We start from the raw sequence: 24,222 nt of genomic DNA on the forward strand, positions 1-24,222 counted from the left end.
TGGGCGTGATGATGCCGAACAGCCCTTGCAGCGGCGTGAAGCTCACCGAGGCCTGCGGCACCCGCGTGAGGCCCGGGCTCTGGCGACGTTGCAGGTTGCCTTCCCACTGGCTGGGCGAGCCATAGCCCTGCGTGGCCACCGACTGGCCCAGGCCCGTGGTGTGCGCTGGCAGTTTCAGGATCGCCTCTTCGCCCTCGGCGGCCACCGCGCGCGTGGCCCCTGCGTTGCTCGCCGCCACGCCCGCGCCCATCGCCAGGGCCCGTCCCATGAAGCTGCGGCGCGCCTTGCGGGCGAGCTCGAGCTTCTCGGCGCTCAGGTGGTTTTCGGGTGCGGGCAGCACGCGTCCGATCACGTCATTCAGGTGGGGCGGCATGGAAATTTTCCTTCTCGGGCGGTCGGGCCGCAGGGTCAATGCAACTATATGAGTGTTTGCTGATATTTGGATAGGTAAAAACCCCAGCAGGGTTTCCATGGCGGCGCCTGAAAACGCCCGCCGTTACGATGCTTTCACGCCCACGACCACACCCAAAACCCGTTGTGTTTCAAGTGGCTGCTACATTTTTGGATGCAACTTCCTTCAACCCTCTGGAGACGACGATGGGGAATTCAATGAAATGGCTGGCAGCCGGCGTGCTGTGCGCCTCGGCGGTCGGGGCGCAAGCCCAGGTCAACCAGATCCGCGTGTGGGCCGCTGCCTGCGCAAGCTGCCACGGCACCGACGGACGCGCCCAGCCCGGCATGGCCGCATTGGCCGGACGCAGCCAGACCGAGCTGCAGAAGATCCTGCTCGAATTCAAGGCCGGCACCCGTCCCGCCACGCTCATGCACCAGATCTCCAAGGGTTACACCGACGAGCAGCTGGGCCAGATCGCTGGTTACTTCGCCGCCCAGAAACCCTGAGGAGCCCACCATGAAACGTCGTCAATTCGTACAAAGCATCGGCGCGGGTTCCGCACTGGCCGGCATGGGCCTCATGAGCGGCTGCGCCACCACCGGTGGCAGTGGCGCCAAGGTGGTCGTGGTGGGCGGTGGATTTGGTGGCGCCACCGCCGCCAAATACGTGCGCCTGTTCTCGGGCAACAGCATCGACGTCACGCTGATCGAGCCCAACGCGGCCTTCGTCTCCTGCCCGATGTCCAACCTCGTGGTCGGTGGTCACTCGACCATGGCCGAGATCACCACCCCCTACGACAACCTGAGCAAACGCCACGGCATCAAGGTCGTGCGCGACATGGTGGACAGCATCGACCCCGTGAAGCGCACAGTGAAGCTGGCCAGCGGTGGCGAACTGCCCTACGACCGACTGATCCTTTCGCCCGGCATCGACTTCATGCCCACCCTGCCCGGCCTGGCCAAGCCCGGCGCGGCCGACAAGGTGCTGCACGCCTGGAAGGCCGGCCCGCAGACCGCCGCCTTGCGCCAACAGCTCGAAGCCCTGCCCGACGGCGGCACCTACGCCATCAGCATCCCGCTGGCGCCCTACCGCTGCCCGCCCGGCCCCTACGAGCGCGCCTGCATGGTGGCGAGCTACTTCAAGGTGGCCAAGCCCAAAAGCAAGGTCGTGATCTTCGACGCCAACGATGACATCACCTCCAAGAAAGGCCTGTTCATGAAGGCCTGGGCCGACCACTACGCCGGCATGATCGAGTACCGGCCCAAGCACAAGCTGGTCGACGTGGACGCCGCCACCAACACGCTGAAGTTCGAGTTCAACGACGACTTCAAGGCCGGCGTGGCCAACGTGCTGCCCGACATGCGCGCCGGCAACATCGCGGTGAAAACCGGCCTGGCCACGGCGAACGCGCGCTGGTGCGAGGTGGACTTCCTGACCTTCGAATCGAAGGCGCAGAAAAACATCCACGTGCTCGGCGACGCGATCCAGATCGCGCCCGCCATGCCCAAGTCGGGCCACATGGCCAACCAGCACGGCAAGACCTGTGCGGCTGCCGTGGTCTCGCTGCTGCAGGGCAAGGAACCACCGGCCAACCCGCTCTACGCCAACACCTGCTACAGCTTCGTGACCGCCAAGGACGTGGTGCATGTGGCCAGCGTGCACAAGTACGACGCCGAGAAGAAGACCATGGTTGCAGTGGCGGGCTCGGGTGGCTTGTCGGGCGCGGCCAGCGAGATCGAAGGCGCTTACGCCAAGGCCTGGGCGCGCAACATCTGGGCCGATTCGCTGGCCTGAAGCCTTCGACTCCGCTTGAAAAACGCCCCGGTTCGCCGGGGCGTTGTCGTTTCCGGGCGCCACGCCACGCACCTCGAACGTATACTCCACCCCGTGCCGCAAGACACATCCGCTAGGGGTGTTGCGCCCGGGTTTTTCGCCCGGCCGCGACTGAGAAAGTCCCTTTGAACCTGACTGAGGTAATCCTCGCGCAGGGAAGCAGGCCGATACCTTTCTTCATCGCCGACGCGCGCTGCAGGGGATTCCGGCCCAGCCCACCTGCCTCAAATTGCATGGAGCAAATTGATGGCATCCGACCATTCGCATTCCACACCGGCCAACCTGGCCCTCACCCCCGTGCCGCAGGGCGATCGGGTCTTCCATTTCCATGAACACGCCGCGCTCTGGTTCAGCCTGGGCACGGGCCTCCTGGTCATGCAGATCGGCGCTTACCTGGTGCCGGCGGTGGGCACGCAGGACGCACTCATTGCCATCGTGCTGGGCTCGCTCATCGGTGCCGGCCTGCTGGCCTGGACCGCACGGCTGGGTTGCCAGACGGGTCTGGCCAGCGCCGGCCTGATGCACGCCACCTACGGCAGCGCCTTCGCGCGCCTGCCGGTGCTGCTCAACATCGCGCAGCTGGTGGGCTGGACCACGTTCGAGCTGGTCATCATGCAGGAGGGCACGGTGGCCATCCTCAAGCAGGCGCTGGGCAGCGAGCCCGGTGGCGTACTCGACGGCACCACCGGCAAGCTGCTGGTCACGCTGCTCTGGGGCGGTGTGCTGATCGCGCTCATGGCCGGCTCCATGCTCAAGCTGGTTCGCAAATTCGTGAGCCGCTTCGGCCTGCCGCTGGTGATCGCCTCGCTGGTCTGGCTCACCTGGCAGTTCGGCACGCGCCTGCAGGCGCAAGGCTTCGAGACCTTCTGGAACCGCCCGGGTGCTGGCGGCATGGGCCTGTTCTCGGCCATGGATCTCGTGATCGCGATGCCGGTCTCGTGGTTGCCGCTGGTGGCCGACTACGCGCGCCATGGCAAACGCACGGCAAGCACCTTGGGCGGCACCTGGCTGGGCTACGCGCTGGCCAACATGTGGTGCTACGCGCTGGGCGTGATGGTGGTGAGCACGGTGGAGCCCGGCACCAACCTCGTCGGGGCCTTGCTGCTGGCCCAGGGTGGCCTGATCGCGCTCGGTCTGATCCTGCTCGACGAGATGGACAACGCCTATGGCGACGCGCACTCTGGCGCCGTCTCGGTGCACAGCCTGCGTCCGCGCTGGAGCATTCGGGGTGCCGGTCTGGCGTTTGCCGCGGTGTGCACGGTGTTCGCCCTGCTGCTGCCCATCCACACCATCGAGCCTTTCCTGCTGTTGCTGAGCTCGGTGTTCGTGCCGCTGTACGGCGTGATCCTCGGTCGCCTGGGCGCGGGCACCGCGCTGGGCGCCAACCGCTCGGTGGACTGGAGCGCTGCCGCGCTGTGGGTGCTGGGCATTGCCTGCTACCACCTGCTGGCCAAGTTCGCACCCCAGTTCGGCTCGGCCCTGCCCACCCTGGCCCTGACCTTCACGCTGGCCGCGCTCTCGCGGCCGCGCGACGCCGGTGGCCTCACCCCGGCCCGGGCCTGATGTTCAAGCCGCGCCGCGCGTCAAACCCGAGGGCTCTTTCTGAGGGCAACGGGCGAGTAACCGTGGTTCAAAGGCCCGTGGCCGGCGCCGGTGTACACATCGGCGCCCTGCTCGATGGCCTGCAGGATGTACGCGCGAGCCTTGGCCACGGCCTGCTCCAGCGGCTCACCGAGCGCGAGATAGGCCGCGATGGCCGACGAGAGCGTGCAGCCGGTGCCGTGCGTGTTGCGGCTGGCGATGCGCGGCGATGCGAGGCGTTGCACGGGGCCGGGGCCGGTGACCAGCAGGTCGGCCACCTCGTCGCCCGGCAGATGCCCCCCCTTGAGCAGCACGGCAGGCGCCCCCATGGCGAGCAGATCGCGCGCGGCGGCTTCCAGCTCGTGCGCGGCCTCGATCGGGCGGCTGAGCAACAAGGCGGCCTCGTCCAGGTTGGGGGTGATCACGGTGGCCAGCGGGAACAACTCGTCCACCAGCACCTGCACGGTCATCGGCGTGATCAACTGGTCGCCGGAAGTCGCCACCATCACCGGGTCGAGCACCACGCGCTGCACCTTGTAATGCTTCAAGGCCCAGGCCACCGTGCGCACGATGTCCGGCGCGTGCAGCATGCCGATCTTCACCGCGTCCACACCGATGTCGTCGAACACGGCGCAGAGCTGCGCCTTGAGCATCTCGGGCGGCACGCCGTGGATGGCGCTCACGCCCAGCGTGTTCTGCGCGGTCAGCGCGGTGATCGCCGTCATGCCATAACAACCCAGCGCCGCGAAGGTCTTCAGATCGGCCTGGATGCCGGCGCCGCCACCGCTGTCGGAGCCGGCGATGGACAGGACGCGGGTGTAGCGCCGGGACTCGCTGTGAACTTGATGAGACATGGCGCGCATTGTGGCAGTGCCCTCGGACATTCATGACGATTGCAAAAAATTCCACCGCGATCGTGCTCGGCGCCGGCCTCATGGGCCGCCTGCTCGCCTGCTCACTGGCGCAGCGCGGCCACCGGGTGGAGGTGTTCGATGCCGGGGGGCCGCAAGCCGAACTCGCCGCCGCGCGCGTGGCCGCGGCCATGCTCGCACCGCTGGCCGAATCGGCCGTGACCGAGCTCCCGGTGGTGCGCATGGGCCAGCACGCGCTGGCGCGCTGGCCGCAGCTGCTGGCCACGCTGGAGCAGCCGGTGTTCTTTCAACAAAGCGGCACGCTGGTGCTGTGGCACCGGCAGGACACGGCCGAGGCCGAGCGCTTTTCGGGGCAGCTCGCGCGCACCGCGACCGCCCTGCCCTCGCTGCCGCAGGCGCAGCGCATGGATGCCACCGAACTCACCGAGCTGGAGCCCGCGCTGGCACACCGTTTTGCGCAGGGCCTGTACCTGCCCCATGAGGGCCAGCTCGACAACCGCGAACTGCTCGCCGCGCTCGCGCACCAGATGCAGACCCTGGGCGTGACGGTGCACTGGAACACCCCGCGCACACCCGACGAAGTGGACCCCGGCCCGGACGCCTGGCTGTTCGACTGCCGGGGCCTCGGGGCCCAGCCGCAATGGAAAACACTGCGCGGTGTGCGCGGCGAGGTGGCGCGTGTGCACGCGCCGGGCGTGAGCCTGTCGCGTCCCACGCGTCTGCTGCACCCGCGCTACCCGCTCTACATCGCGCCCAAGCCGGGTGGCATGTTCGTCATCGGCGCCACCGAAATCGAGTCCGACGACCTCTCGCCGGCGAGCGTGCGCTCCACGCTGGAGCTGCTGAGCGCGGCCTACACCGTGCATCCGGGTTTTGGCGAAGCGCGCATCATCGAGCTCGGCGTGCAGCTGCGCCCCACCCTGCCCGACAACATGCCCGAGATCCGCCTGAGCGCACCGCGCCGCATGCAGATCAACGGCCTGTACCGCCACGGTTTCCTGATCGCCCCGGCCATGCTCGATGCCGCCCTGCAAGCGATGGACAATGGACACTCAGCACTGGCCGAACAATGGGGCCTGTCGCTCCAGATCACTGTCCGCTGAACCTCTGCGCATGAACGTCTTCATCAACCAGGAAACCCGCGAACTGCCCGCTGGCGCCACGCTGGCCGATGCGCTGCGCGTGTGCGATCCACCGGCCGTGTTCGCCGCTGCGGTCAACCTGCAGTTCGTGCCGCGCACCCGCTACGAGCAGCACGTGCTGGCTGACGGCGACCGCATCGAAATCATCGCTCCCATCACCGGAGGCTGAACATGGACATGACCACCCCACTGACCAACGACGACCCGCTGATCCTCTACGGCGAGGTCTTCCAGAGCCGCCTGATGCTGGGCACCTCGCGCTACCCATCGCCTGCCACGCTCGAAGCCGCAGTGAAGCGCGCACAGCCCGCCATGCTCACCGCTTCGCTGCGGCGCCAGGGCGCGGTGCAGCCCGAGGCCGGCGCGGCGTTCTGGAAACTGCTGCAGGAGCTGGCCGTGCCGGTGCTGCCCAACACCGCCGGTTGCCACAGCGCGCAAGAAGTCATCACCACCGCGCAGATGGCGCGCGAGGTGTTCAACACGCCGTGGATCAAGCTCGAGCTCATCGGCGACGACTACAGCCTGCAGCCCGACACGCTCAATCTGGTGGACTGCGCGCGCCAGCTGATCAACGACGGCTTCAAGGTGCTGCCCTACTGCACCGAAGACCTGGTGCTGTGCCAGCGCCTCGTCGACGTGGGCTGCCAGGCCGTGATGCCCTGGGCCGCGCCCATCGGCACCGGCCGTGGCCCGGTGAACCCCTACGCCATGCGCCTGCTGCGCGAGCGCCTGAAGGTGCCGCTGATCGTGGACGCCGGCCTGGGCCTGCCCTCGCACGCCTGCACCGTGATGGAGTGGGGCTTTGATGCCGTGCTGCTCAACACCGCCGTGGCGCTGGCGCAGTCGCCGGTGGACATGGCCGGCGCGTTTGCCGACGCGGTGCGCGCCGGGCGCGCCGCCTACCGCTCGGGCGCCATGCAGCAACAAGACAGCGCCCAACCCAGCACCCCGGTGCTCGGCACCCCTTTCTGGCACCACCCATGATCGTCACCCGCAACCCTGGCCTGAATGTGGCCATGAACGTGCAGGCGATGGCGCAGTCCATCGTCCAGGCCCACCAGTCCACGCTGGGCTTGCCCTTGCCGCCACAAGCGCAGCCCCTCAAGGGCGACGTGGACGACATGGTGTTTGCCGCCGCCCTGCTGGCGGGTCACGGGTTGGGCTTCGTGCCGGCCGATGCGCTGTGCCTGGCGCAGGCGTGGTCCCGCCAATCCCTGCGCACGGGAGAATTTCACCCCGAGCAGTGGCCCACCGAACCGGTCGATTTCGGTCTGACCCCGTGGCCGCGCCGGAACGCGTTTGCACCCTGCCCGGCAGCGCTCGGCCTCTACGCAGTGATGCCCGACGCGGCGTGGACCATCCGTATGGCCCGTGCCGGCGTGCCCACCGTGCAGTTGCGTTTCAAATCCGGCGATGCGGCCGCCGTGCGTGCTGAAGTATTCGCCGCGGTCGCCGGCGTTAAGGGCACGGGCGCGCGCCTGTTCATCAACGACCACTGGCAGCTCGCCATCGAGGCCGGTGCTTACGGCGTGCACCTGGGCCAGGAAGACCTGCAGGTCATGACGCCCACCGGCCTGAAGGCCATCAAGGACGCCGGCCTGCGCCTGGGTCTGAGCACGCACGGCTACGCCGAGATGCTGATCGCCGACCAGCACAGCCCGAGCTACATCGCCATGGGCGCGGTGTTCCCCACCACGCTCAAGCAGATGGCCACCGCGCCACAAGGCACGGGCCGGCTGGGCGTGTATTCGACGATGCTGCGCGACTACCCGCGCGTGGCCATCGGCGGTATCGACAAGGCTTCATTGCCCGCGGTGCTGGCCAGTGGCGTGGGGTCGGTGGGTGTGGTGCGCGCGCTCATGGGCGCGGCGGACCTGGAGGCCGAAGTGTCGGCCTGGAACGCAGCGCTCAAGACCACGGCCTAAGCCCGCCCGCGCCGCCACACGCCTTTCATCATCGGCTTCACCGTCACGCCGTGCAGCAGGATGGACAGCACCACCACGATCAGCGTGAACTGGATCAGCTGCAGCGCCAGGGCCTCGGGCAACCCGTGCTGGATGGCGTACATCAGGTAGTAGAGCGAACCGATGCCGCGCACGCCGAACCAGGCGGTCATGCCGCGCACGGGGGCGATGGTGCGCATGCCCAGCAAGCCGATATACACACTCAACGGGCGCGCCACGAAGAACAGAAACAGCGCCAGACCCACCGCCGCCCAGTTCCACGAGTCGCGGTACAGCGCACCACCCAGCAAGAGCACCAGCACGAGTTCGGACAGCCGCTCCAGATGCTCCTTGAACACCAGCGCTCCCTGGCTCACGGTGGAAGTTGCCTCACCACCCGCTGCAGCCGACGGCACGGCAGCCACTGACACCGGCGCCTCGGCAACGGATGCGACCTGAGCCCGACGGGCGAGTCGCATTTCGGTCTGGCGCAGCGCAACAGCCCCGAAGAACACCGCCAGAAAACCCCAGGCGTGCAGCCACACGCTCACGCCATAGACGACACCGATGAAACCCAGACCCAGAAATTCGTCCAGCAATTCATGGCGCTGTGGTGCACCGCGCAACCACCGGCCCACGCGCGCCAGCGCCACGCCCGACAACACACCGATGGCGATGCCACCGACCGTGGCCCACACCACATCCACCAGCACCCACTGAAGGCCGCTCTCGCCAAGGTTGTGCAGACCCAGCAGCCCCAGGCCCAGCATCACGAAGGGAAACGCCGAGCCGTCGTTGAGACCGCCTTCGCAGGTGAGCGTGAAACGCAATTGATCCCGGTCTCCGGGATGGCGGCTTTGCACTTCGGTGGCCAGCACCGGATCGGTGGGCGCCACGATGGCGCCCAGCAGGATGGCCGCGCCCAGCGGCAAACCCAATGCCCACACGCCGAACGTCGCCACCAGGCCCACCGTGAGCACCATGGACACAGTGGCCAGCAACAGTGGCGCACGCCACTGTCGAAAGCTGAACGGCACGGGCATCTTCACGCCGGCAGAAAACAGCGAGATCAGCACCGCCACTTCGGTCAGCACCTCGAGAACCGCGGACTGTTTCAACGGATTGAAACTGAAGGCGTCCAGCACGGTGGGCCCCATGATCAGGCCGACCCCGAGGTAGAGCATCGCCGGGGTGACCGGCACGCGCTTGAGCACCGTCGACGCCACACCCATCACGAGCAGCAGGGCGCCAACGAGGACGAACCACTGTGCAATGCTCATGAGACCACCTCCATGCTGCGCACCGCGCGCCCGGCGCGGATCAAGCCAGGGTGCGGTCCGATGTTTCGCAGGCGCTCATGCGCTGCAGTGAGATATCGAGCGGCTTCATGGCGTTCTTCAATCCGACGGCGTGAAGAACAACTCAGCGCGCCTTGATCTGACCACTGTCGTCGGACAGCACGATCTCCACACGGCGGTTCATCTGACGACCGGCGGCGGTGTCGTTCGAACCCACCGGGTTGGCCTTGCCGTAACCGCGCGAGGCCACGCGGTTGGACGCAATGCCCTGGCGCAGCAGGGCAACCCGCACCGCATCGGCGCGCTCGGTGGACAGCGTCTGGTTGTAGGCATCGGCACCCGTGCTGTCGGTGAAGCCTTCCACCAGCACGGTGCGTTGCGGATCGGTCTTGAGCACTTCGGCCAGCTGGTCCACCATGCGCATGCCTGCGGGTTTGAGGGCAGAGCGGTCCACATCGAACAGCACATCACCCAGGGTGATCACCACACCGCGTGGCGTCTGCTTGGCATTGAGTTCGGCCATGCGCGCTTCCAGCAGGCGGTTGCGCTCCATCGCCAGGGCGGCCTGGCGCTGGGCCTCCGCCGCGTCGGTGCGGGCAGCGCCTGCCGAACGCTGCGCTTCTGCGGCAGCGCGCTGGGCGGCCTCGGCCTCTTGCGTTCGCGCCTGCAGCTGGGCGGCGGTGCGCGCGGCACCGGCGTTGGCCACGCTGAGCTCGGCGGTCTTGAAGTTCACCGTCTCGCGGACGATGAACGCGCGCTGCGAGGCCACGTAAGCCAGGTGATTCACCCGCGCTTCGTCTTCCCGATTGTTCGACGCCATGTTGGCGGCGTTCAATGCATCGGCGGCCTGGCGCAACTCGACGGGGGCCTGATTTTGTGAACGTGGGTCGGCTTGCACGGTGCGGAAGTCCTCGCGCGCCTGGTCAAGCCGGACGTTGGACACCGGTGTGGTGCTGCAGCCGGCCACGATGGCCAGAGCGGTGAGGGAAAGCGCAAAACGGTGGGTGGTTTTCATGGCGTGTCCTGGGTTGTTGGTGTTGTTATCGGGGAGCCGTGCGGTCGATTTCCTGGCGCAGAACGCGGCCATCTTCGCGCAACTCGCTGGCGGCCCTGTCGGCCCGGTTGCTGCGGGCCTTGGCCTCGGCCAGACGCGCATCCACCTGCACTTCGTTGGACAGCAGCAGCGCACGGTCGTACTGCTCCTGCGTCATCGCGGTGTCGGCCATGGCCTGCTTCTGGCGAGCGATGTTGAGCTCGGTGGGCGCGAGTTCGGCCGCACCGGCCCGCGTGGCCGCCTCGATCGCAGCACGCGACAAAGCCAGCTCCTGTGTGGGTGCCGCAATCTTCGTGGCGCAGGCCATCAGCATCAAGGCCAGCGCCGTGACGGCGGTGAGGCTCAGCAGACGCGCCACGTGGTAACGAGACGTTGCAGGCAAGGTGAGTGCGCGTGGCGCGAGTGCATTGTTCATGGCGGTTTCTTTCAGGTCATGGGCCACAGAGGCCGACGAACCAAGCATGAGGGGCACGCCCTCTTCGCGTCGGTGCTTTGGCGCACAGACCCCGGGCGTTGTGACGCCTAAAAACCCACCAGGCGGCCTGCACATCCGTGCTCGTTGACGCCGCCCCAACGAAAGGACATCACATGAACTGGGACACCATTCAAGGCAACTGGAAACAACTCACCGGCCGCGCCAAGCAGCAGTGGGGCAAGCTCACCGACGACGACCTGACGCAGGTGGCAGGCCACCGCGATCAGCTCGCCGGCAAGATCCAGGAACGCTACGGCATTGCCAAGGACGAAGCCGAAGAGCAGCTGAAAGCCTGGGAGACCAGCGCTGACGACTCGTGGCTGAACATCTCGACCGACGCCGAACACGCGCAAAAGCAGCGTCGCTGATGACTTGAAAGCTCCCGCGCAATGCGGGAGCCGGGGGGCCAACCCGGCCCCCGCCCTTTCAACCGGTCGCAACGATTTGCGTCCGGTTGAATCAACAGGGCCAACCGTTCGACACCGAACAGACCGCCCACCCTCTCGTCGATTGAATGGCCCTCGCGTGCTGCTGTGACCGGCACCGGGAGTTCTCCATGCTGGCCCTCGTCGCCCCTGCCAACAACGAAGAGGCCGCCATCGCAATGTTCCTGCGCGCGGTGCCAGCGTCTCCGGGTGAGCGACTGGATGTTGCCAGGGAGTCCATCGTGGGCGCAGTGGATCTGCCCGCGCTGCTCCGTGGCGAGGCCACCTGCGAACTCACATGGCGGCGCTGGCTGGCCGGGCTGCGCTGTCACGAGTTGTCCGTGCGGGACTGGCTGCCAGCTCACGCCCGCCTGGTGGTCGTCGCGCCCCACCCCAACGACGAGATACTGGCCTGCGGGGGTCTCATAGCCACGCATGTGGCGCAAGGGGGCCGTGTGCTGATCGTGGCCGTCACGGACGGCGAGGCCAGCCATGAAGGAACACCATTCAACCGCGAAGACCTGGCCTACGTTCGACGCAACGAGCGGCGGCAGGGACTGCGTTTGCTGGGTCTGTCGCAACCCAGAGTGCTGGCTCTGGGGCTGGAGGACGGCCACGTCCAGCAACTGGGGACCCTCTTGCTCGAGCGGCTGATGACACTGCTGCAGCCGAACGACGTGGTGGTGAGCACCTGGGAAAACGACGGGCACCCCGATCACGATGCCACCGGACACATGACCCGCCGGGCCTGCGCCACCCTCGGCTGCGCGTATCTCGCCGCACCGGTGTGGATGTGGCATTGGGCAACACCGGGCGATGACCACGTTCCCTGGCTTCGACTGCGTGGCCTGCCCTTGAGTGCTGCGGATGGCTCACAGAAACAAGCCGCCCTGGCGGCCCACCGTTCGCAACTCAGCCCGCGAAACCTTGACCTCGGCGCCGTGCTGGGACACGCCATCGTGGAGCGAGCGGCCTGGCGCACCGAGTACTTCTTCGTATGAACCCTGTTCGGTGAGCAACGTTCGTGACCGAACAGACCCACCACCACGCAAGCTTTACGGTTGCTCCCACCACGAACGACGCCCCGTACCGGATCCTCCGGCATGGGTTGGCTCGTCGAGAACAGGAGTGAACATGGCATACCCCGACACATTGAGCGCTGAAGAAGCGCACCATGCGCGCGCAACCAGCGGCGGTCTTGTTGAACGATCGACGCGCAACGCCAGCGCGGTTTCCTGGGGCGCCATCGTCGCAGGCGCCGCAGCGGCGGCGGCGCTGTCGTTGATCCTTCTCATCCTCGGCGTCGGCCTGGGCTTGTCGTCGGTGTCGCCCTGGGCGTATGACGGCATCGGCGCCACGACCCTCGGCGTCTCCACCATCGTGTGGTTGACGGTGACGCAGCTGCTGGCCTCCGCCATGGGCGGCTACCTCGCGGGCCGCTTGCGCACCAAATGGACGGAAGTGCATGCCGACGAGGTCTATTTCCGCGACACCGCGCACGGCTTCCTGGCCTGGGCTGTGTCGTCCCTGGCCATCGCCGCGTTGCTCACCTCGGTCATTGGGTCCATCGTGGGCGGCGGCATCCAGGCCGGTGCAACGGTTGCGGGTGGTGCGGCCGGCGCGGCCACCGCCGCCACGGCAGGCGTGGTGCAGGAAAGCGAAGGGGATCCCATGGGCTACTTCGTGGACACGCTGTTCCGTCGCGAGGCTGGCGCGGCTGCGTCCTCTGCTTCGACCAGTCCGGAGACGACGACCACTTCCTCGTCCACCGCCGGCATGCCCGCGAGCACCACCACCAGCACCGCTGTGAGCAACGACGGCAGCCATGAACGTGATGTCGCGGAGATCGGCCGCATCCTGATGTTCAACGACCTGTCCAAGCCCTTGCCGGAAGACGACGCGCGCCATGTGGGTCAACTGGTCGCGCAGCGCACCGGCCTGTCACAAGCTGATGCACAGAAGCGGGTCACCGACACCTATGCGCGGGCGCAGTCCCAGGTGCGCGAAGCAGAAACCGACGCGCGGGCCGCAGCGGACGCCGCGCGCAAAGCCTCAGCCTCCGCTGCGCTCTGGCTCTTCGTGTCGCTGCTGATCGGCGCCTTCTTTGCCAGCCTCGCGGCCACCTTCGGCGGTCGTCAACGCGACGCTTGAAAACACCTCTCAACCCCAACACAGAAAGCCCGCCATGCGTTCACTACTTCTGCTTTTTCTGGGTATCCCGATCCCGATCATCATTCTGATCGCGCTCTTCACGTGATCGGGATCTGAGCCTCCGTGACGGGCTTGTCGGCGTCAGCCGGTCTTGCCCGGCACCTGCGTCAGCAGATCGGCCAGCTCGTCGGCGTGTTCTTCTTCCACCGCGAGGATGGATTCAAGCAAGCGGCGCGTGGTCGGGTCATCGTTGCCGAGCGACTCGATCGCGTGGCGGTAACTGTCGATGGCGATCCGCTCGGCCACCAGGTTCTCGCGAATCATCTCGGTCAGCGTGGCACCTTCCACGTACTCGGCGTGGCTGCGCTTGGAGAGTGAATCGGGCGAAAAATCGGGCTCTCCCCCGAGCTGCACGATGCGCTCAGCCAGCTGATCGGCGTGGCCCTGCTCTTCCTTGGAGTGCACGAGAAACTCGGCCGCCGTGGCGTGCGAGTGGATGCCGCTGGCCATGAAATGGTGCCGGCGGTAGCGCAGCACGCACACGAGTTCGGTGGCCAGTGCATCGTTGAGCATGGCGATGACTTCCGGGAGATCGGCACTGTAGCCGGCCGTGACGGCGCCTTCTTCCATGCGCTGGCGTGCGCTGATGCGCAGCTGCGGGATGTCCAGGGGCTTCAAAGGTTCGTTCATGGTGTTCTCCGATCGGGTGGGGTTCGCGCGGGGCGCGAAGGTGCTGTTCATGGGGGGTTTCCTTCTGTTCGGCGCTAGGCCTTCATGGTCATGAGTTCGCTGTGCAGCAATTTGTCGGCCTCGTAGCAGCTGCACGATTCGGTCTCCAGCCCCAGCCGATCAAGCACCTTGAGCTCACCACGGCGGTACTCGATGAGGCCGTCCTTCTGGAAGTCGCTCGCGGCCTTGGTCACGCCCACACGGCGCACGCCCAGCATCAATGAGATGAATTCCTGCGTGACGTGAAAGTGGTCTGCCTGGGCGCGGTCCTGGCTCATGAGCAGCCAGCGCGCCAGCCGCTGGCCGATGGGATGGAATCGTTCGCAGGCCGAGGCGAGCGATTGCTGGTGCAGCCGGATCATCAAGGTGCGCTGCAACAGGTTCTCCAAGGCGGGCATCTCTTCCATGGCCTTGCGGAAAACCTGGGCTTCGATGCGCCAGCAACTGCCCGCACCCTGCACCAGCGCTCGCCAGGGCGTCTTGGCCTCGCCCAGCACCAGTTCGGATCCGAGCATGGCCTCGCGCCCGACCATGCCCACCTCCAGTGGCGGGTGGCTGTCGATGTCGATCACCAGCGAGATGAAACCCGAGCGTGGGAAGTAGGCGTGGCTCAGTTGCGCGCCGCGCACGCTGAGCTCGGCAGAGAGCACCAGTTCGAACGGCTCGCACAACGCCAGAAAGCGTTTCCGAACCGGTTTGGGAAGCAGTTCGATCAGGTGGTTTTCGGAGGAGTTCATGGCGTTCGCCTGGTACACAAGCGAAACCCCTCCCAGGGCGAACTCATGCGGGTTGCGAGGCACGTTGCCCGGCAATCCCTGAATCAATATGGACCTATCTGACTGCGTGCACCGTCTCCCACCGTACACAAGCCCCAACAAGTCGAATCAGACCGCCTCAAGGTCGGGCAGGAGGCGGTCGTATTCCTTCTTCACCACGCGATAACACTCGCAGGTGCGGTGCTCCAGACCCGGGCGGTCCAGCACCGCGATATGACCGCGCGCGTAGCGGATCAGGCCGGCGGCCTGCAGCTTGAGCGCCGCTTCGGTGACGCCCTCACGTCGCACACCCAGCATGTTGGCGATCAGCTCCTGCGTCATCACCAGTTCGTTGCCAGGCAGGCGGTCCAGGCTGAGCAGCAGCCAGCGGCACAGCTGCTGATCCAGCGAGTGGTGGCGGTTGCACACGGCGGTCTGGCTCATCTGCGTGATGAGCGCTTGCGTGTAGCGCAGCATCAGGTGCATGACCGGGCTGGAACGCTCGAACTCGGTCTTGATGGCGTCTGAGCGCAGGCGGTAGCCCATGCCCGCGCTCTGCACCACGGCACGGTTCGGTGTGGAGCCACCGCCCATGAAGATGGCGATGCCCACCACGCCCTCATGGCCCACCACCGCAATCTCCGCCGACGAGCCGTTCTCCAGCACGTAGAGCAGCGAGACGATGGCATTGGTTGGGAAATACACGAACCCCATCTGCGCGCCGGACTCGTAGAGCACCTTGCCCAGCGGAAGATCGACCAACTCAAGCTGAGGCTGCCAGCGAAGCCATTCTGCGTCTGGCAACGAGGCCAACAACTGGTTCTGACGCGGGTGGTCGGGTTCGATCAAGTGGCTTTCCCCTGGGGTGGCTGTTGACGCAGGACGCGGCTCAGCAATAGGTTTTATTCCTTCAAGCATCGCATGAATACGACCGCCTGTCTGTTCGTAACCGTACATATAAATTTTTACCCCATGGCGTCTCCGTCCATCGGAATCACGAACACGGTGTGCGGCGCAAGCGAGGCCAGGTTGAGGCGTTCACCCACGGCCAGGAAGCCGACGCCCTTGCCGTCCCAGGCGGCCTGCGCGGCGGCGATGTCCTGGCGCACCAGCACAAACCGCATCGTCCGGCCATCGCGCACCAGCGTCATTTCGGCCCGTGGCCAGTGGGCGGGCAGACAGGGGTTGAAGCACAGGTCATGGGCCGTCATCCGCAGACCCATGATCGACTCGATGGCCGCGCGGTGCAGCCAGCCCGCAGCGCCCGTGTACCAACTCCAGCCGCCCCGGCCCACATACGGTGGCTGGCTGTAGACATCGGCCGCCATGGCGTAGGGTTCCAGTCCGTAGGCGGGGCCCCACACGGCGTTGCTGGCCCGGTGCGCCGGGCTCAGGTAGGTGAAGTAGCGGTAGGGCGCGTCTCGGGTCTCCGAGCCCGCGGGTTCCCGCACGGCCAGGGCGGCCATGGCCATGAGTCCCCACACACCCGCATGGCTGTACTGGCCACCGTTTTCGCGCACACCCGGTGGGTAAGCCTGGATGTAGCCGGCGCTGGGCTCGGCATGGGCCAGCGGTGGCGTGAGCAACTGGATGAGACCCGCGTCGGCGTTGACCAGTTGCGCCTCCGCGGCTTCCATCGCAAGGCGCTGGTGGTTCAGCGGTGCATGACCACTCAGCACCGACCAGGCCTGGGCGATCAGGTCGATGCGGGCCTCGGGCTGCGTGTGCGAGCCGAGCGCACTGCCATCGTCGAAGAAGGCGCGCCGGTACCAGTTACCGTCCCAGGCGTTGGTCTCCAGGGCGTGGCCCCAGCCGTGCAGTGCGGCTTCCCAGCGCGCGGCGCGCTCGTGCTCGCCGCGCTCGCGCGCCAGCGGGATCCAGTCGCGCACCACGGCGCACAGGAACCACGCCACCCACACCGATTCGCCCCGGCCTTCGTGGCCAACCCGGTTCATGCCGTCGTTCCAGTCGCCCGTGCCCATGAGGGGCAGCCCGTGCTTGCCCACCGGCAGGCTGTGGTCGATGGTGCGCGCGGCGTGCTCGTACACGCTGGCGGTGACCGCGCTCACGCGGGGCGTGTCGTAGGCGTCCTCGGCACCGGGTGGAATGATCAGGTCTTCGAGGAAGGCCACGTGCTCGTCCAGCACGGCGGCATCACCCGTGGCCTTCAGGTAGTGCGAGCAGGCGAAAGGCAGCCACAGCAGGTCGTCGGAGAAATGCGTGCGCACGCCGGCGCCCCCCGGGGAATGCCACCAGTGCTGCACGTCGCCCGCTGAAAACTGGCGCGATGCACACAGAACGATCTGATCGCGCAGCAGGCGTGGCGCGGCCCAGGTGAGTGCCATCGTGTCCTGCAGCTGGTCGCGGTACCCGGTGGCGCCACCGGCCTGGTAGAAGCCCGCCTTGGCCCACAGCCGGGACGACAGGGTCTGGTAGAGCAGCCAGCGGTTGGTCATGGCGTCGAACAGCGGGTCGGGCGTGGCGACCGTGGTGGCGCCCAGCAGCTTGTCCCAATGCGCCCTGGCAGCCTCCTCGCGCTCGATCGGCACCCGCTTCATGGCGCGCAACGCGAGTTCGTGCGCGGCGGCGGGCGACTCGGCGAAGCCCAGCAGGTACACCTGCTCCAGCGTCGCACCGGGGCGCACCGTCACCGGACGCGACAGCGCGGCGCACGGGTCCAGCCCGTCGCCCTTGCGCTGCCCGAGCCGCTGCGGCAAGCGCAGCTGGCCCTGTGCATCGAAAAACGCGGCGCGGTCGCAGGTCCAGTCCAGGCCCTCGGCGCCGCCCGGCGTGGCCAGGGCTTCCACCAGAAAGGCCGTGCCACCGCCCCAGCCCGCGGCGGCTTCGGTCTGGGTGCACATGAGCCCCACCAGACCGATGGGCTCGTCGGCCAGGCAGCGGCCCGTGTGCAGCGTGGCGCGGTCGCTGCGCTTCTCGCCCATCAGCCACTCCACCATGGCCACGGTGCGCAGGTGCGCCATCTGGCGACCCCGGTTGACGATCTCGATGCGCACCTGCTTCACCGCGGTGTCGGGGTCCACGCTCCAGTGCACCGCGACATCCAGATCACCACGCTGGTGGCTGATGGTGGTGCGGCCCTGCGCATGCACCACGCGGTAATTCGCGTCGGCATCGCCCCAGGCCGACGGTGCCAGGCTCCACGTCGCATGGGTGCGGCGGTCTTGCAGGAGGAACCACTCGGCCGGCGTGTCGGCCACCGGGTCGTTGCCCCACGCGGTGAGCTGGTTGAGGCGGCTGTTGCCGGCCCAGGTGTTGCCGCCCCCGCTCTCCGTCACGATGGTGCCGAAATCGGGATTGGCCAGCACGTTGGTCCACGGTCGTGGCGGGCGCTGCGCGCGCGAGACCTGAAAGGCAAAACGCCGGCCACCGGCTTCGAACCCGCCCACCGGCGGCTCGCCATCGGTGGCCATGGTGTGGGTGACCAGGCGCTCGCTGGAGGGGCCGGTGCGCAGGGGCTCCTGCGCGGCATCAAAGCGCTCGCTCCAGCTCTTGATCTGCTGGGTCCAGCTGCGTCCGTCGGCCCGCAGGTGGATGCGCGCCAGCGCATCCAGCGTGGAGAGCTGCACGGCGGTGAGCGCATCGGTGCGCAGCAGGTGCAGGCCACCGACGTTGCCCTCCAGGGGGTGCGCATGCAATTGTTCGTGCAGCAAGGCCAGCTCGCGTTGCAGCGGCATCTGGTACGAATGTGGCTCGTTGCTCACCACCACCACATCGCAGGCCACACCGGCGCGCGACCACTCGCGCAGCGCCTGCACCACGCTGCGCAGCAGTCCCAGGCCTTGCGGTGACCCCGCGCTCACCAGCACCACCGGCCGGTCGCCCGAGATGCTGAGCGGCCACAGCGAGCGGCGGTCGCACACGCGGCGGCTCCTGGCGTCCTGCACCGGCAGATCCACCTTGGGCAGCGTCATCAGGAGCGCGGTGGTGAGCGTCTGGAACGCGGGCAAGTAATCCATGCGGGGCCGCCCGGGTGCCAGCTGGATGCTTGCCAGCGTGGCCGACATCACCGAGGCACGCTCCACCGAGCTGGGCTGGCGGTACTTGTCGACGATGGCCAGCAGCTGCGCGGCGTTGTCGCTGGCGGCGGTGGCAAAGGTCACGCAGGTCTGTGCGCCGGGTTGCAGCCGCAGCATCACCCCGATCGCCGCCACCGGGTCCAGCCCGGTTTCCAGCGCTTGCGAAGTGGGGGGCACGGCCTCCATGCGCGCCAGTGGCTGGTCGGTGCTGTGGTTGCGGCCGAGCCACTGGCCGCGGTCGGTCTGGCAGCGCAAGCCCGTGACCTCGCCCTTCACGTCGGCCACAAAGTGCGCGGCTTGCAGGGTGCTCTCGGTCTGCAGCCGTGGCGTGCGCACGAAGCGCAGGGCCTGCTGGTCGGCCAGCCAGTCGGCCTGGACGAAGAAGTTGGAGAACGCGGGGTGCGCTTCGTCGGCCGCGGCGCGGGCCAGGGTCACGTCAAAGGCGGAGATCAGTTCGAGTTCGATCACCGTGTCGCTTCGGTTGGCGAGCACCACGCGCTTGAGTTCGATGTCGTCTTCGGGGCTCACCCACACCGTGGTCTGCACGCGCAGCTCGGGCCACAGCGCCTCCAGCACCACGCGGTCGGTGTGGAAGGTGCTCTGGTAGCGCGCGGCCGGGTCGGGGGCCGGATGGCTGCTCACCGACACCGGCGGCTCGCTGTGATCCAGGCGCACGTACACGAAGCTGCCGCAGGCATCGCGCAAGGCATCGTCACGCCGGCGCGTGATGCCGGTGGCACCCCACTGGCTCCAGCCCGCGCCGTTGGCGCACAGGCTCACGCTGTAGCGCCCGTTGGAGAGCAGGTGCGTGGGCTCCAGTGCCTGTGCACCGGGCACCACCGAGCGCACATGGTCCTGCGAGCGGCGCTGCAGGGCTTTCAGCGGCAGGTTGGGCAACGGCTGGTGCACCAGGGCAGACAGGGCGCGCGGCGCACGTTCGTGCAGCAGCGAAGACACCGCCTCCAGGTTCGGGTGCGCCATGCCCCAGCGCTGCGCCACGCCCCCGCGCAGCACGTTGGTCAGCGCCACGATGGTCATGCCCTGGTGGTGGGCCATGTAGGTGCCCACCGGCGTGCAGGTGCCGCCCTGCGTCTGGCGCGCGGCGGTGAAATCGAGCGCTTCAATGAACCCGTATCGTCCGCGCGCCGACAGGCTGGCCAGGTGGCTCATGTTCTGGCAGGCCAGGCGTGGATTGACCAGCGTGGCCAGCGCGGTGGCATAGGGTGCGATCACCTGCTCGGCCAGCGGTGTGCGGCGCAACGCCAGCCGGGGCACGCCCTGTGGCGCGTACTGGTAAGCCAGCGTGTGATCGCGCCCGGCATAGGCACTCTCCGACATGCCCCACGGCATGGACTTGCCTTGTGCATGAGCGATCTGCTCCATGAGCGCCGAGGAACCGGCCTCGCGCAGCACGCTGCCGTGTGGCTCGGTCATGAGCAGCGTGGGCATGAGGTACTCGAACATCGAGCCCGACCACGAACGCAGCACCGCGTGCCGCCCGTTGGCAAACAGCGGACGGCCGAGCGAGGCCCAGTGCTTCACGGGCACATCGCCCTTGGCGATGGCCAGGAGGCTGGTGCTGCGCGACTCGGAGGCCAGCAGGTCGTAGAACGATGCGTCCAGCGCCTGGTCGTCGAGCCGGAACCCGATGTGCAACAGGTGGCGCTTGCGGTGGTACAGAAAACCGAATTCCGGCGCCCAGGCCAGCTGTTCCAGCTCCTGCGCCAGTTCGAGCAGGCGGCGCGTGGCGCGCGGCCCTCCGCCCTCGGCGGCGGCGCTGCGGTCCAGGCTGACCGAGCGCAGCGTGGTGAGGTGGTCCCCCATCAGCGCGTGCAGGCTGTCGTGGTCGCGCGCGATCTCGTCGCCCACGCCCGAACCCACGGCTCCCGGGTCCGGACGTGGATGGGGGATGCGTTCAAGTTCCAGCGCGGCGGCGTCCAGCAGGCCCGCGAACGCCGCGCTGGCCTCGGCATCGAGCGGGTCGGGCAGCGGTGTCTGCAGCACCTGGCCGAGCGCGGTCTCGTGCAAGGGTTGCTGCAGGGCGGTTTCCAGCCAGGGTTGGTGGTGCTGCTGCGCGGATGCCAGCCGCTCCTGGCTGCGCTGCACCGCCTGCGCCGTGGCCTGCGTGGCGTGGGGGTCGCGCGCCAGCTGGCGGCAGGCCTGGGCCACGGCGAGCAGATGCACGCTGAGGTTGCCGCTGTCCACGGTGGACACGTAGCGCGGCAGCAGCGGCTGCAAGGTCTCGGTGGCGTACCAGTTGAGAAAGTGGCCCCGGTGGCGCTCCATCTGCTGCAGGCTGGCCAGCGTGGCCTCCATGCGCTGCAGCAGGTCCTGTGTGCCGATCCATCCGAGTTCGCGCGCACACGAGGTGCTCAACAGGTACAGGCCGATGTTGGTGGGCGAGGTGCGGTGGGCCACCATGTCGAACGGCAGTATCTGCAGGTTGTCGGGCGGCAGAAAGTGGTTGCGCGCATCGACACAGCGCTCGAACAAGCGCCAGGTGTCGCGCGCCAGATCGTCAAGCAGTGCGCGGTCGGCAGCGTTGAGCGGCTTCGGCCCGCTGCCGGGCCAGGGCTGGTGGGCCAGCCAGGAGATCACCGGCGCGAGCGCCCACAGCACCAGCAGGGTCACCGCGAGCGCCGGGGGCTGTGGACTGCTCCACCAGAGCAATGCGAGCAATGGCAAGGCCACCGCGGGCTCCAGCGCATGGCGCCTGAGCGAGGGCCGCAGGCCCGGGCGCAGCGCCGCGCTCGCCGCGTCGGCGGTGGTCCAGGCCAACAGTTGGCGCCGGGAGACCGCCATGCGCCAGCTGGTGCGCAGCACGGCGTCGGTCGCGCGCAGCGCCTGCTGCAACAACTGCACGATGTGCCACACCCCGCCAAGCAACGCGCGCAGCCCGTCTGCCGCCACCGCACGGGCAAAGCGCTCGCCCACAAAGCTGGCGCGGTGGGGCACCAGAGCAGCGAACGCACCCAGCACCGGTGCTGCGGCCTGCGCGGCCACCGCCAGCCACAGCGCCGCGCCCAGGCTCAGGCCCACACCCCACATGGCGAGCAACAGCAGCAGCAACGACGCCGGCGTCACCAGCGAGCGGCGCAGGTTGTCCAGCAGCTTGAGGCGGTTGATGGGCGAGAGTTGCCAGCGACGCGCCTGCAGCAGGAAGGGCAGCAGTTGCCAGTCGCCTCGGGTCCAGCGGTGCAGGCGCGAGGCCGCCACGTCGGCGTGCTCCGGGTCGGGCTCGATGAGGGTGATGTCGGTCACCACCGCGCAACGCGCCAGCGCGCCTTCGAGCAGGTCGTGGCTGAGCACCCGGTCCTCGGGCAGACGCTCCCCGAGCACCGCGTGCATGGTGGCCACGTGCAGCAGGCCCTTGCCGGTGAAGCTGCCTTCGCCGAACACGTCCTGGTAGACGTCGGAGCTCATGGCGCTGTAGGGGTCGAGTCCACGCTGGCCGGCGGTGATCCACTGCCATGGCGAGGTGATCGAGGTGTCGGGCAACGGCGGCACCACGCGGGGCTGCAGGATGCCGTAACCCTGCACCACGCGCCGGCCGCTGGCGTCCAGGCGGGGCTGGTTGTCGGGGTGCTCGGCCACACCCACCAGCGCGCGCAGGCGGCCCGGTGGCAGCTGCGTGTCGCTGTCCAGCGTGAACAGGTATCGCGTGCCTTGCGCCATGCGCGAGAGCTTGCCCAGCGCCATGAAGGGGCCTGGTTCCCCGCTCACCAGCGCTGCGGCCAGGTGTTCGAGCTTGCCGCGCTTGCGCTCCCAGCCGATCCAGCGGCCCTGGGTGGTGCTCAACCTGCGGTCCCGGTGCAGCAACAGGAAGCGCGGCGCTTCTCCTTCACTCACCGGGTGGTTGTCATTGAGTGCCGAGAGTTGGGCCACCGCCTCGGCGAGGATGGCTTCGTCACCCGGCAGGTGCGGGCTGTCGGCGTCGGCAAAGTCGCTGAGCAGCGCAAATTGCGCGTGGGTTTCGGGGTTGGCCAGAAAGTGGAGATGCAGGCGGTGCACCAGGGGCGCCACCGCGGCCGGGCTGCCCAGCAGCGCTGGAATCACCACCATCACGCGAGCATGCTGCGGTATGCCCTCGGCCAGCAGGTAGCGCGGCAGGTGCGCGGGCCGCGCCGATTCGGTGATGAGCCGGTTCACCACCGCCACCACCGTCTCCGACGCCGGGAACACCATGAGCAGCAGCACCAGTGCAGCGATGGCATGGCCCGTCCAGCCATCGATCGGGACGCCGGCTATCGCATACACCGCGGCCACCACCCCCAGCGAGCCGGCCAGCATGACGGTGAGGTAAGTCGGCACGCGCGCGGTGCGCACCACCAGCCGCCCCCACCCCGTGCCGCGGCGGCTGAGGCCCAGCCGCTGCTCCAGCGCGGCCCGGCCACCACCCGCCAGCCAATGCCCCGCGAGAGAGCGGTGACCGCTGTCATCCATCAGCCCGAGCAGTGCCTGGGCCACGTCGGTTTCGCTGCGCTGGCTCTGCACGGCCATGCGCTCGATGCGGTGCAGCGTGGTGCTGCGCGTGGCGTCGTCCTCGGCGGCGAACACGGGAGAGGCGAGCATGACCTGCATCACCCGGCTGGTGCGTGCCACGATGCCGGGCCAGTCGGCCGCGCCGATGAGCCGCAGCGACGTGACGGCGTTGCCCACACTCAGGTGGTCGGCCGCTTGATCGGCATGGTGCTGCGCCTGCAGTGCCGCGAGATCGGGCACGGTCTCCTGCAACCAGGGACGCACCTGGTTGAGAAACACATCGCCTGTGGGTGGGCGATGACCGGCCAGGTTTTGCGCCAGATGAAACAGGAACACGCGGCTCACGCCGCGCCGCCCGGCCATGTCGTGGAGCGCCTGAATGGTGTCAAGCTCCAGGTCTTCGATGCGGTGCGCGATCAGGCCGGCGAGTTCACGCGCGGCCTTGTGGCTGGCAATGCGATCGGCAAGACGGCGCAGGTTTTCCACCTGCACCACCCGCAGCGTGGTGGGCAACGCCCAGAGTTCGCCGTGGCTGAGCTCTTGCACCTCCTGGTAGGCATTGAGAAAGTGGGTGAGCAGCGTTTCATCGAACGCGCCGTCGGTGTGCGCCACATACGCCCAGGCGATGCTGTAGATGCGCGGCAGACCCTGCAGCGGTGCGTCCTGCAGCACCGGCAGCGTGCGGTAGTAGCGCGCGGGCAGACCTTCGTGGATCTCGCGCAGCTGGTCTTCGATCAGGTGAAAGTTGTCGAACAGCCATTCGGCGCCGGGGCTGATGTCCTGCCCGCTGTGGGCGTGGCTGGCGATGTGCTCGTACGACGAGCGAAGGCTCTTGATGTTGCTTTGCAGGCGCGGGTAGAAACTGGCACTGCCAAACAACGCACGCGCGGCATGGTGCGACTCGGCCAGGCTGCGGCCGTGCTGCTCGAAACGCGCCAGGCCAAAGATTTCAGACCGGATGGGCTCCAGCGCAGGACCGAGCGCGGCGTCCAGCATGCGCCGCACGGACGGCGGGACCCAGTCGTCTTGACCGGGTTGTTCGCTCACCGCC

The 24,222-nt window shown here is 67.9% G+C and carries 18 protein-coding genes, 1 pseudogene and 1 riboswitch; of the genes and pseudogenes, 10 read left to right on the top strand and 9 right to left on the bottom strand.

Annotated features, from left to right (window positions below; genetic code table 11):
* Positions 1-373, bottom strand: a pseudogene (locus IV113_RS00005) (sulfite dehydrogenase); the annotation flags it as partial.
* A 224-nt stretch (positions 374-597) separates the two neighbouring features.
* On the opposite strand from IV113_RS00005, the gene IV113_RS00010 reads away from it, so the two are divergent.
* From IV113_RS00010 to IV113_RS00020, 3 genes are all read left to right on the top strand, one after another.
* Positions 598-900, top strand: coding sequence for a c-type cytochrome (locus IV113_RS00010; protein ID WP_291079570.1), 303 nt, complete (start codon positions 598-600; stop codon positions 898-900).
* A 10-nt stretch (positions 901-910) separates the two neighbouring features.
* Positions 911-2,188 carry an FAD/NAD(P)-binding oxidoreductase gene (locus IV113_RS00015; protein ID WP_291079572.1) on the top strand — a complete coding sequence of 426 codons (1,278 nt, stop codon included), beginning with the start codon at positions 911-913 and terminating at the stop codon, positions 2,186-2,188.
* Positions 2,189-2,292: 104 nt separating this feature from the next.
* Positions 2,293-2,402, top strand: a riboswitch (TPP riboswitch).
* Positions 2,403-2,473: 71 nt separating this feature from the next.
* A complete protein-coding gene (locus tag IV113_RS00020) occupies positions 2,474-3,790 on the top strand; it encodes a cytosine permease (RefSeq protein WP_291079574.1) in 1,317 nt (438 codons plus the stop codon).
* 20 nt (positions 3,791-3,810) lie between these two features.
* Here the strand turns inward: IV113_RS00020 and thiD are convergent, their stop codons facing one another.
* The gene (gene thiD, locus IV113_RS00025; protein WP_291079576.1) at positions 3,811-4,662 is read right to left on the bottom strand and encodes a bifunctional hydroxymethylpyrimidine kinase/phosphomethylpyrimidine kinase; all 852 of its coding nucleotides are present in this window, start codon (positions 4,660-4,662) and stop codon (positions 3,811-3,813) included.
* 32 nt (positions 4,663-4,694) lie between these two features.
* On the opposite strand from thiD, the gene IV113_RS00030 reads away from it, so the two are divergent.
* Genes IV113_RS00030 through IV113_RS00045 form a run of 4 tightly spaced genes read left to right on the top strand, consistent with a single transcriptional unit; the run spans position 4,695 to position 7,747 of the window.
* Positions 4,695-5,783 carry an FAD-dependent oxidoreductase gene (locus IV113_RS00030; protein WP_291079578.1) on the top strand — a complete coding sequence of 363 codons (1,089 nt, stop codon included), beginning with the start codon at positions 4,695-4,697 and terminating at the stop codon, positions 5,781-5,783.
* A gap of 10 nt (positions 5,784-5,793) precedes the next feature.
* Positions 5,794-5,991: a sulfur carrier protein ThiS gene (gene thiS, locus IV113_RS00035; protein ID WP_291079580.1), complete on the top strand. Its 198-nt coding sequence runs from the start codon at positions 5,794-5,796 to the stop codon at positions 5,989-5,991.
* Positions 5,992-5,999: 8 nt separating this feature from the next.
* Complete coding sequence (locus tag IV113_RS00040) at positions 6,000-6,806, top strand: thiazole synthase (protein WP_291079726.1); 807 nt, start codon at positions 6,000-6,002, stop codon at positions 6,804-6,806.
* Positions 6,803-7,747, top strand: a complete 945-nt coding sequence (locus IV113_RS00045; protein WP_291079582.1) for a thiamine phosphate synthase — start codon at positions 6,803-6,805, stop codon at positions 7,745-7,747. The genes IV113_RS00040 and IV113_RS00045 overlap by 4 nt, the downstream gene beginning before the upstream one ends.
* On the opposite strand, the gene IV113_RS00050 is transcribed toward IV113_RS00045, so the two are convergent.
* The 3 genes from IV113_RS00050 to IV113_RS00060 all read right to left on the bottom strand — a co-directional run bounded on the left by IV113_RS00050 (position 7,744) and on the right by IV113_RS00060 (position 10,532).
* On the bottom strand, positions 7,744-9,045 hold the full coding sequence (locus IV113_RS00050; protein WP_291079584.1) for a cation:proton antiporter: 1,302 nt from the start codon (positions 9,043-9,045) through the stop codon (positions 7,744-7,746). The genes IV113_RS00045 and IV113_RS00050 overlap by 4 nt on opposite strands.
* Positions 9,046-9,187: 142 nt before the next feature.
* Positions 9,188-10,078, bottom strand: coding sequence for an OmpA family protein (locus IV113_RS00055; protein WP_291079586.1), 891 nt, complete (start codon positions 10,076-10,078; stop codon positions 9,188-9,190).
* A 25-nt stretch (positions 10,079-10,103) separates the two neighbouring features.
* Entirely contained in the window at positions 10,104-10,532 is a 429-nt protein-coding gene (locus tag IV113_RS00060) for a DUF4398 domain-containing protein (RefSeq protein WP_291079588.1), read from the bottom strand.
* 173 nt (positions 10,533-10,705) lie between these two features.
* On the opposite strand from IV113_RS00060, the gene IV113_RS00065 reads away from it, so the two are divergent.
* The 3 genes from IV113_RS00065 to IV113_RS00075 all read left to right on the top strand — a co-directional run bounded on the left by IV113_RS00065 (position 10,706) and on the right by IV113_RS00075 (position 13,168).
* On the top strand, positions 10,706-10,960 hold the full coding sequence (locus IV113_RS00065) for a CsbD family protein (protein WP_291079589.1): 255 nt from the start codon (positions 10,706-10,708) through the stop codon (positions 10,958-10,960).
* Positions 10,961-11,148: 188 nt separating this feature from the next.
* The gene (locus IV113_RS00070) at positions 11,149-12,018 is read left to right on the top strand and encodes a PIG-L deacetylase family protein (protein ID WP_291079591.1); all 870 of its coding nucleotides are present in this window, start codon (positions 11,149-11,151) and stop codon (positions 12,016-12,018) included.
* Positions 12,019-12,151: 133 nt separating this feature from the next.
* Entirely contained in the window at positions 12,152-13,168 is a 1,017-nt protein-coding gene (locus tag IV113_RS00075) for a hypothetical protein (RefSeq protein WP_291079594.1), read from the top strand.
* 141 nt (positions 13,169-13,309) lie between these two features.
* Here IV113_RS00075 and IV113_RS00080 read toward each other — a convergent pair whose 3' ends face one another.
* The 4 genes from IV113_RS00080 to IV113_RS00095 form a co-directional block, all read right to left on the bottom strand.
* A complete protein-coding gene (locus IV113_RS00080; RefSeq protein WP_291079596.1) occupies positions 13,310-13,858 on the bottom strand; it encodes a ferritin-like domain-containing protein in 549 nt (182 codons plus the stop codon).
* A gap of 74 nt (positions 13,859-13,932) precedes the next feature.
* Positions 13,933-14,634, bottom strand: a complete 702-nt coding sequence (locus IV113_RS00085; protein ID WP_291079599.1) for a Crp/Fnr family transcriptional regulator — start codon at positions 14,632-14,634, stop codon at positions 13,933-13,935.
* Between the two features lie 147 nt (positions 14,635-14,781).
* A complete protein-coding gene (locus IV113_RS00090; RefSeq protein WP_291079601.1) occupies positions 14,782-15,501 on the bottom strand; it encodes a Crp/Fnr family transcriptional regulator in 720 nt (239 codons plus the stop codon).
* 116 nt (positions 15,502-15,617) lie between these two features.
* Positions 15,618-24,167, bottom strand: coding sequence for a glucoamylase family protein (locus IV113_RS00095; RefSeq protein ID WP_291079728.1), 8,550 nt, complete (start codon positions 24,165-24,167; stop codon positions 15,618-15,620).
* Positions 24,168-24,222: the final 55 nt, after the last annotated feature.

Origin of the sequence: Hydrogenophaga sp. (genome assembly GCF_018780385.1) — a bacterium.
Taxonomy (GTDB): domain Bacteria; phylum Pseudomonadota; class Gammaproteobacteria; order Burkholderiales; family Burkholderiaceae_C; genus Hydrogenophaga.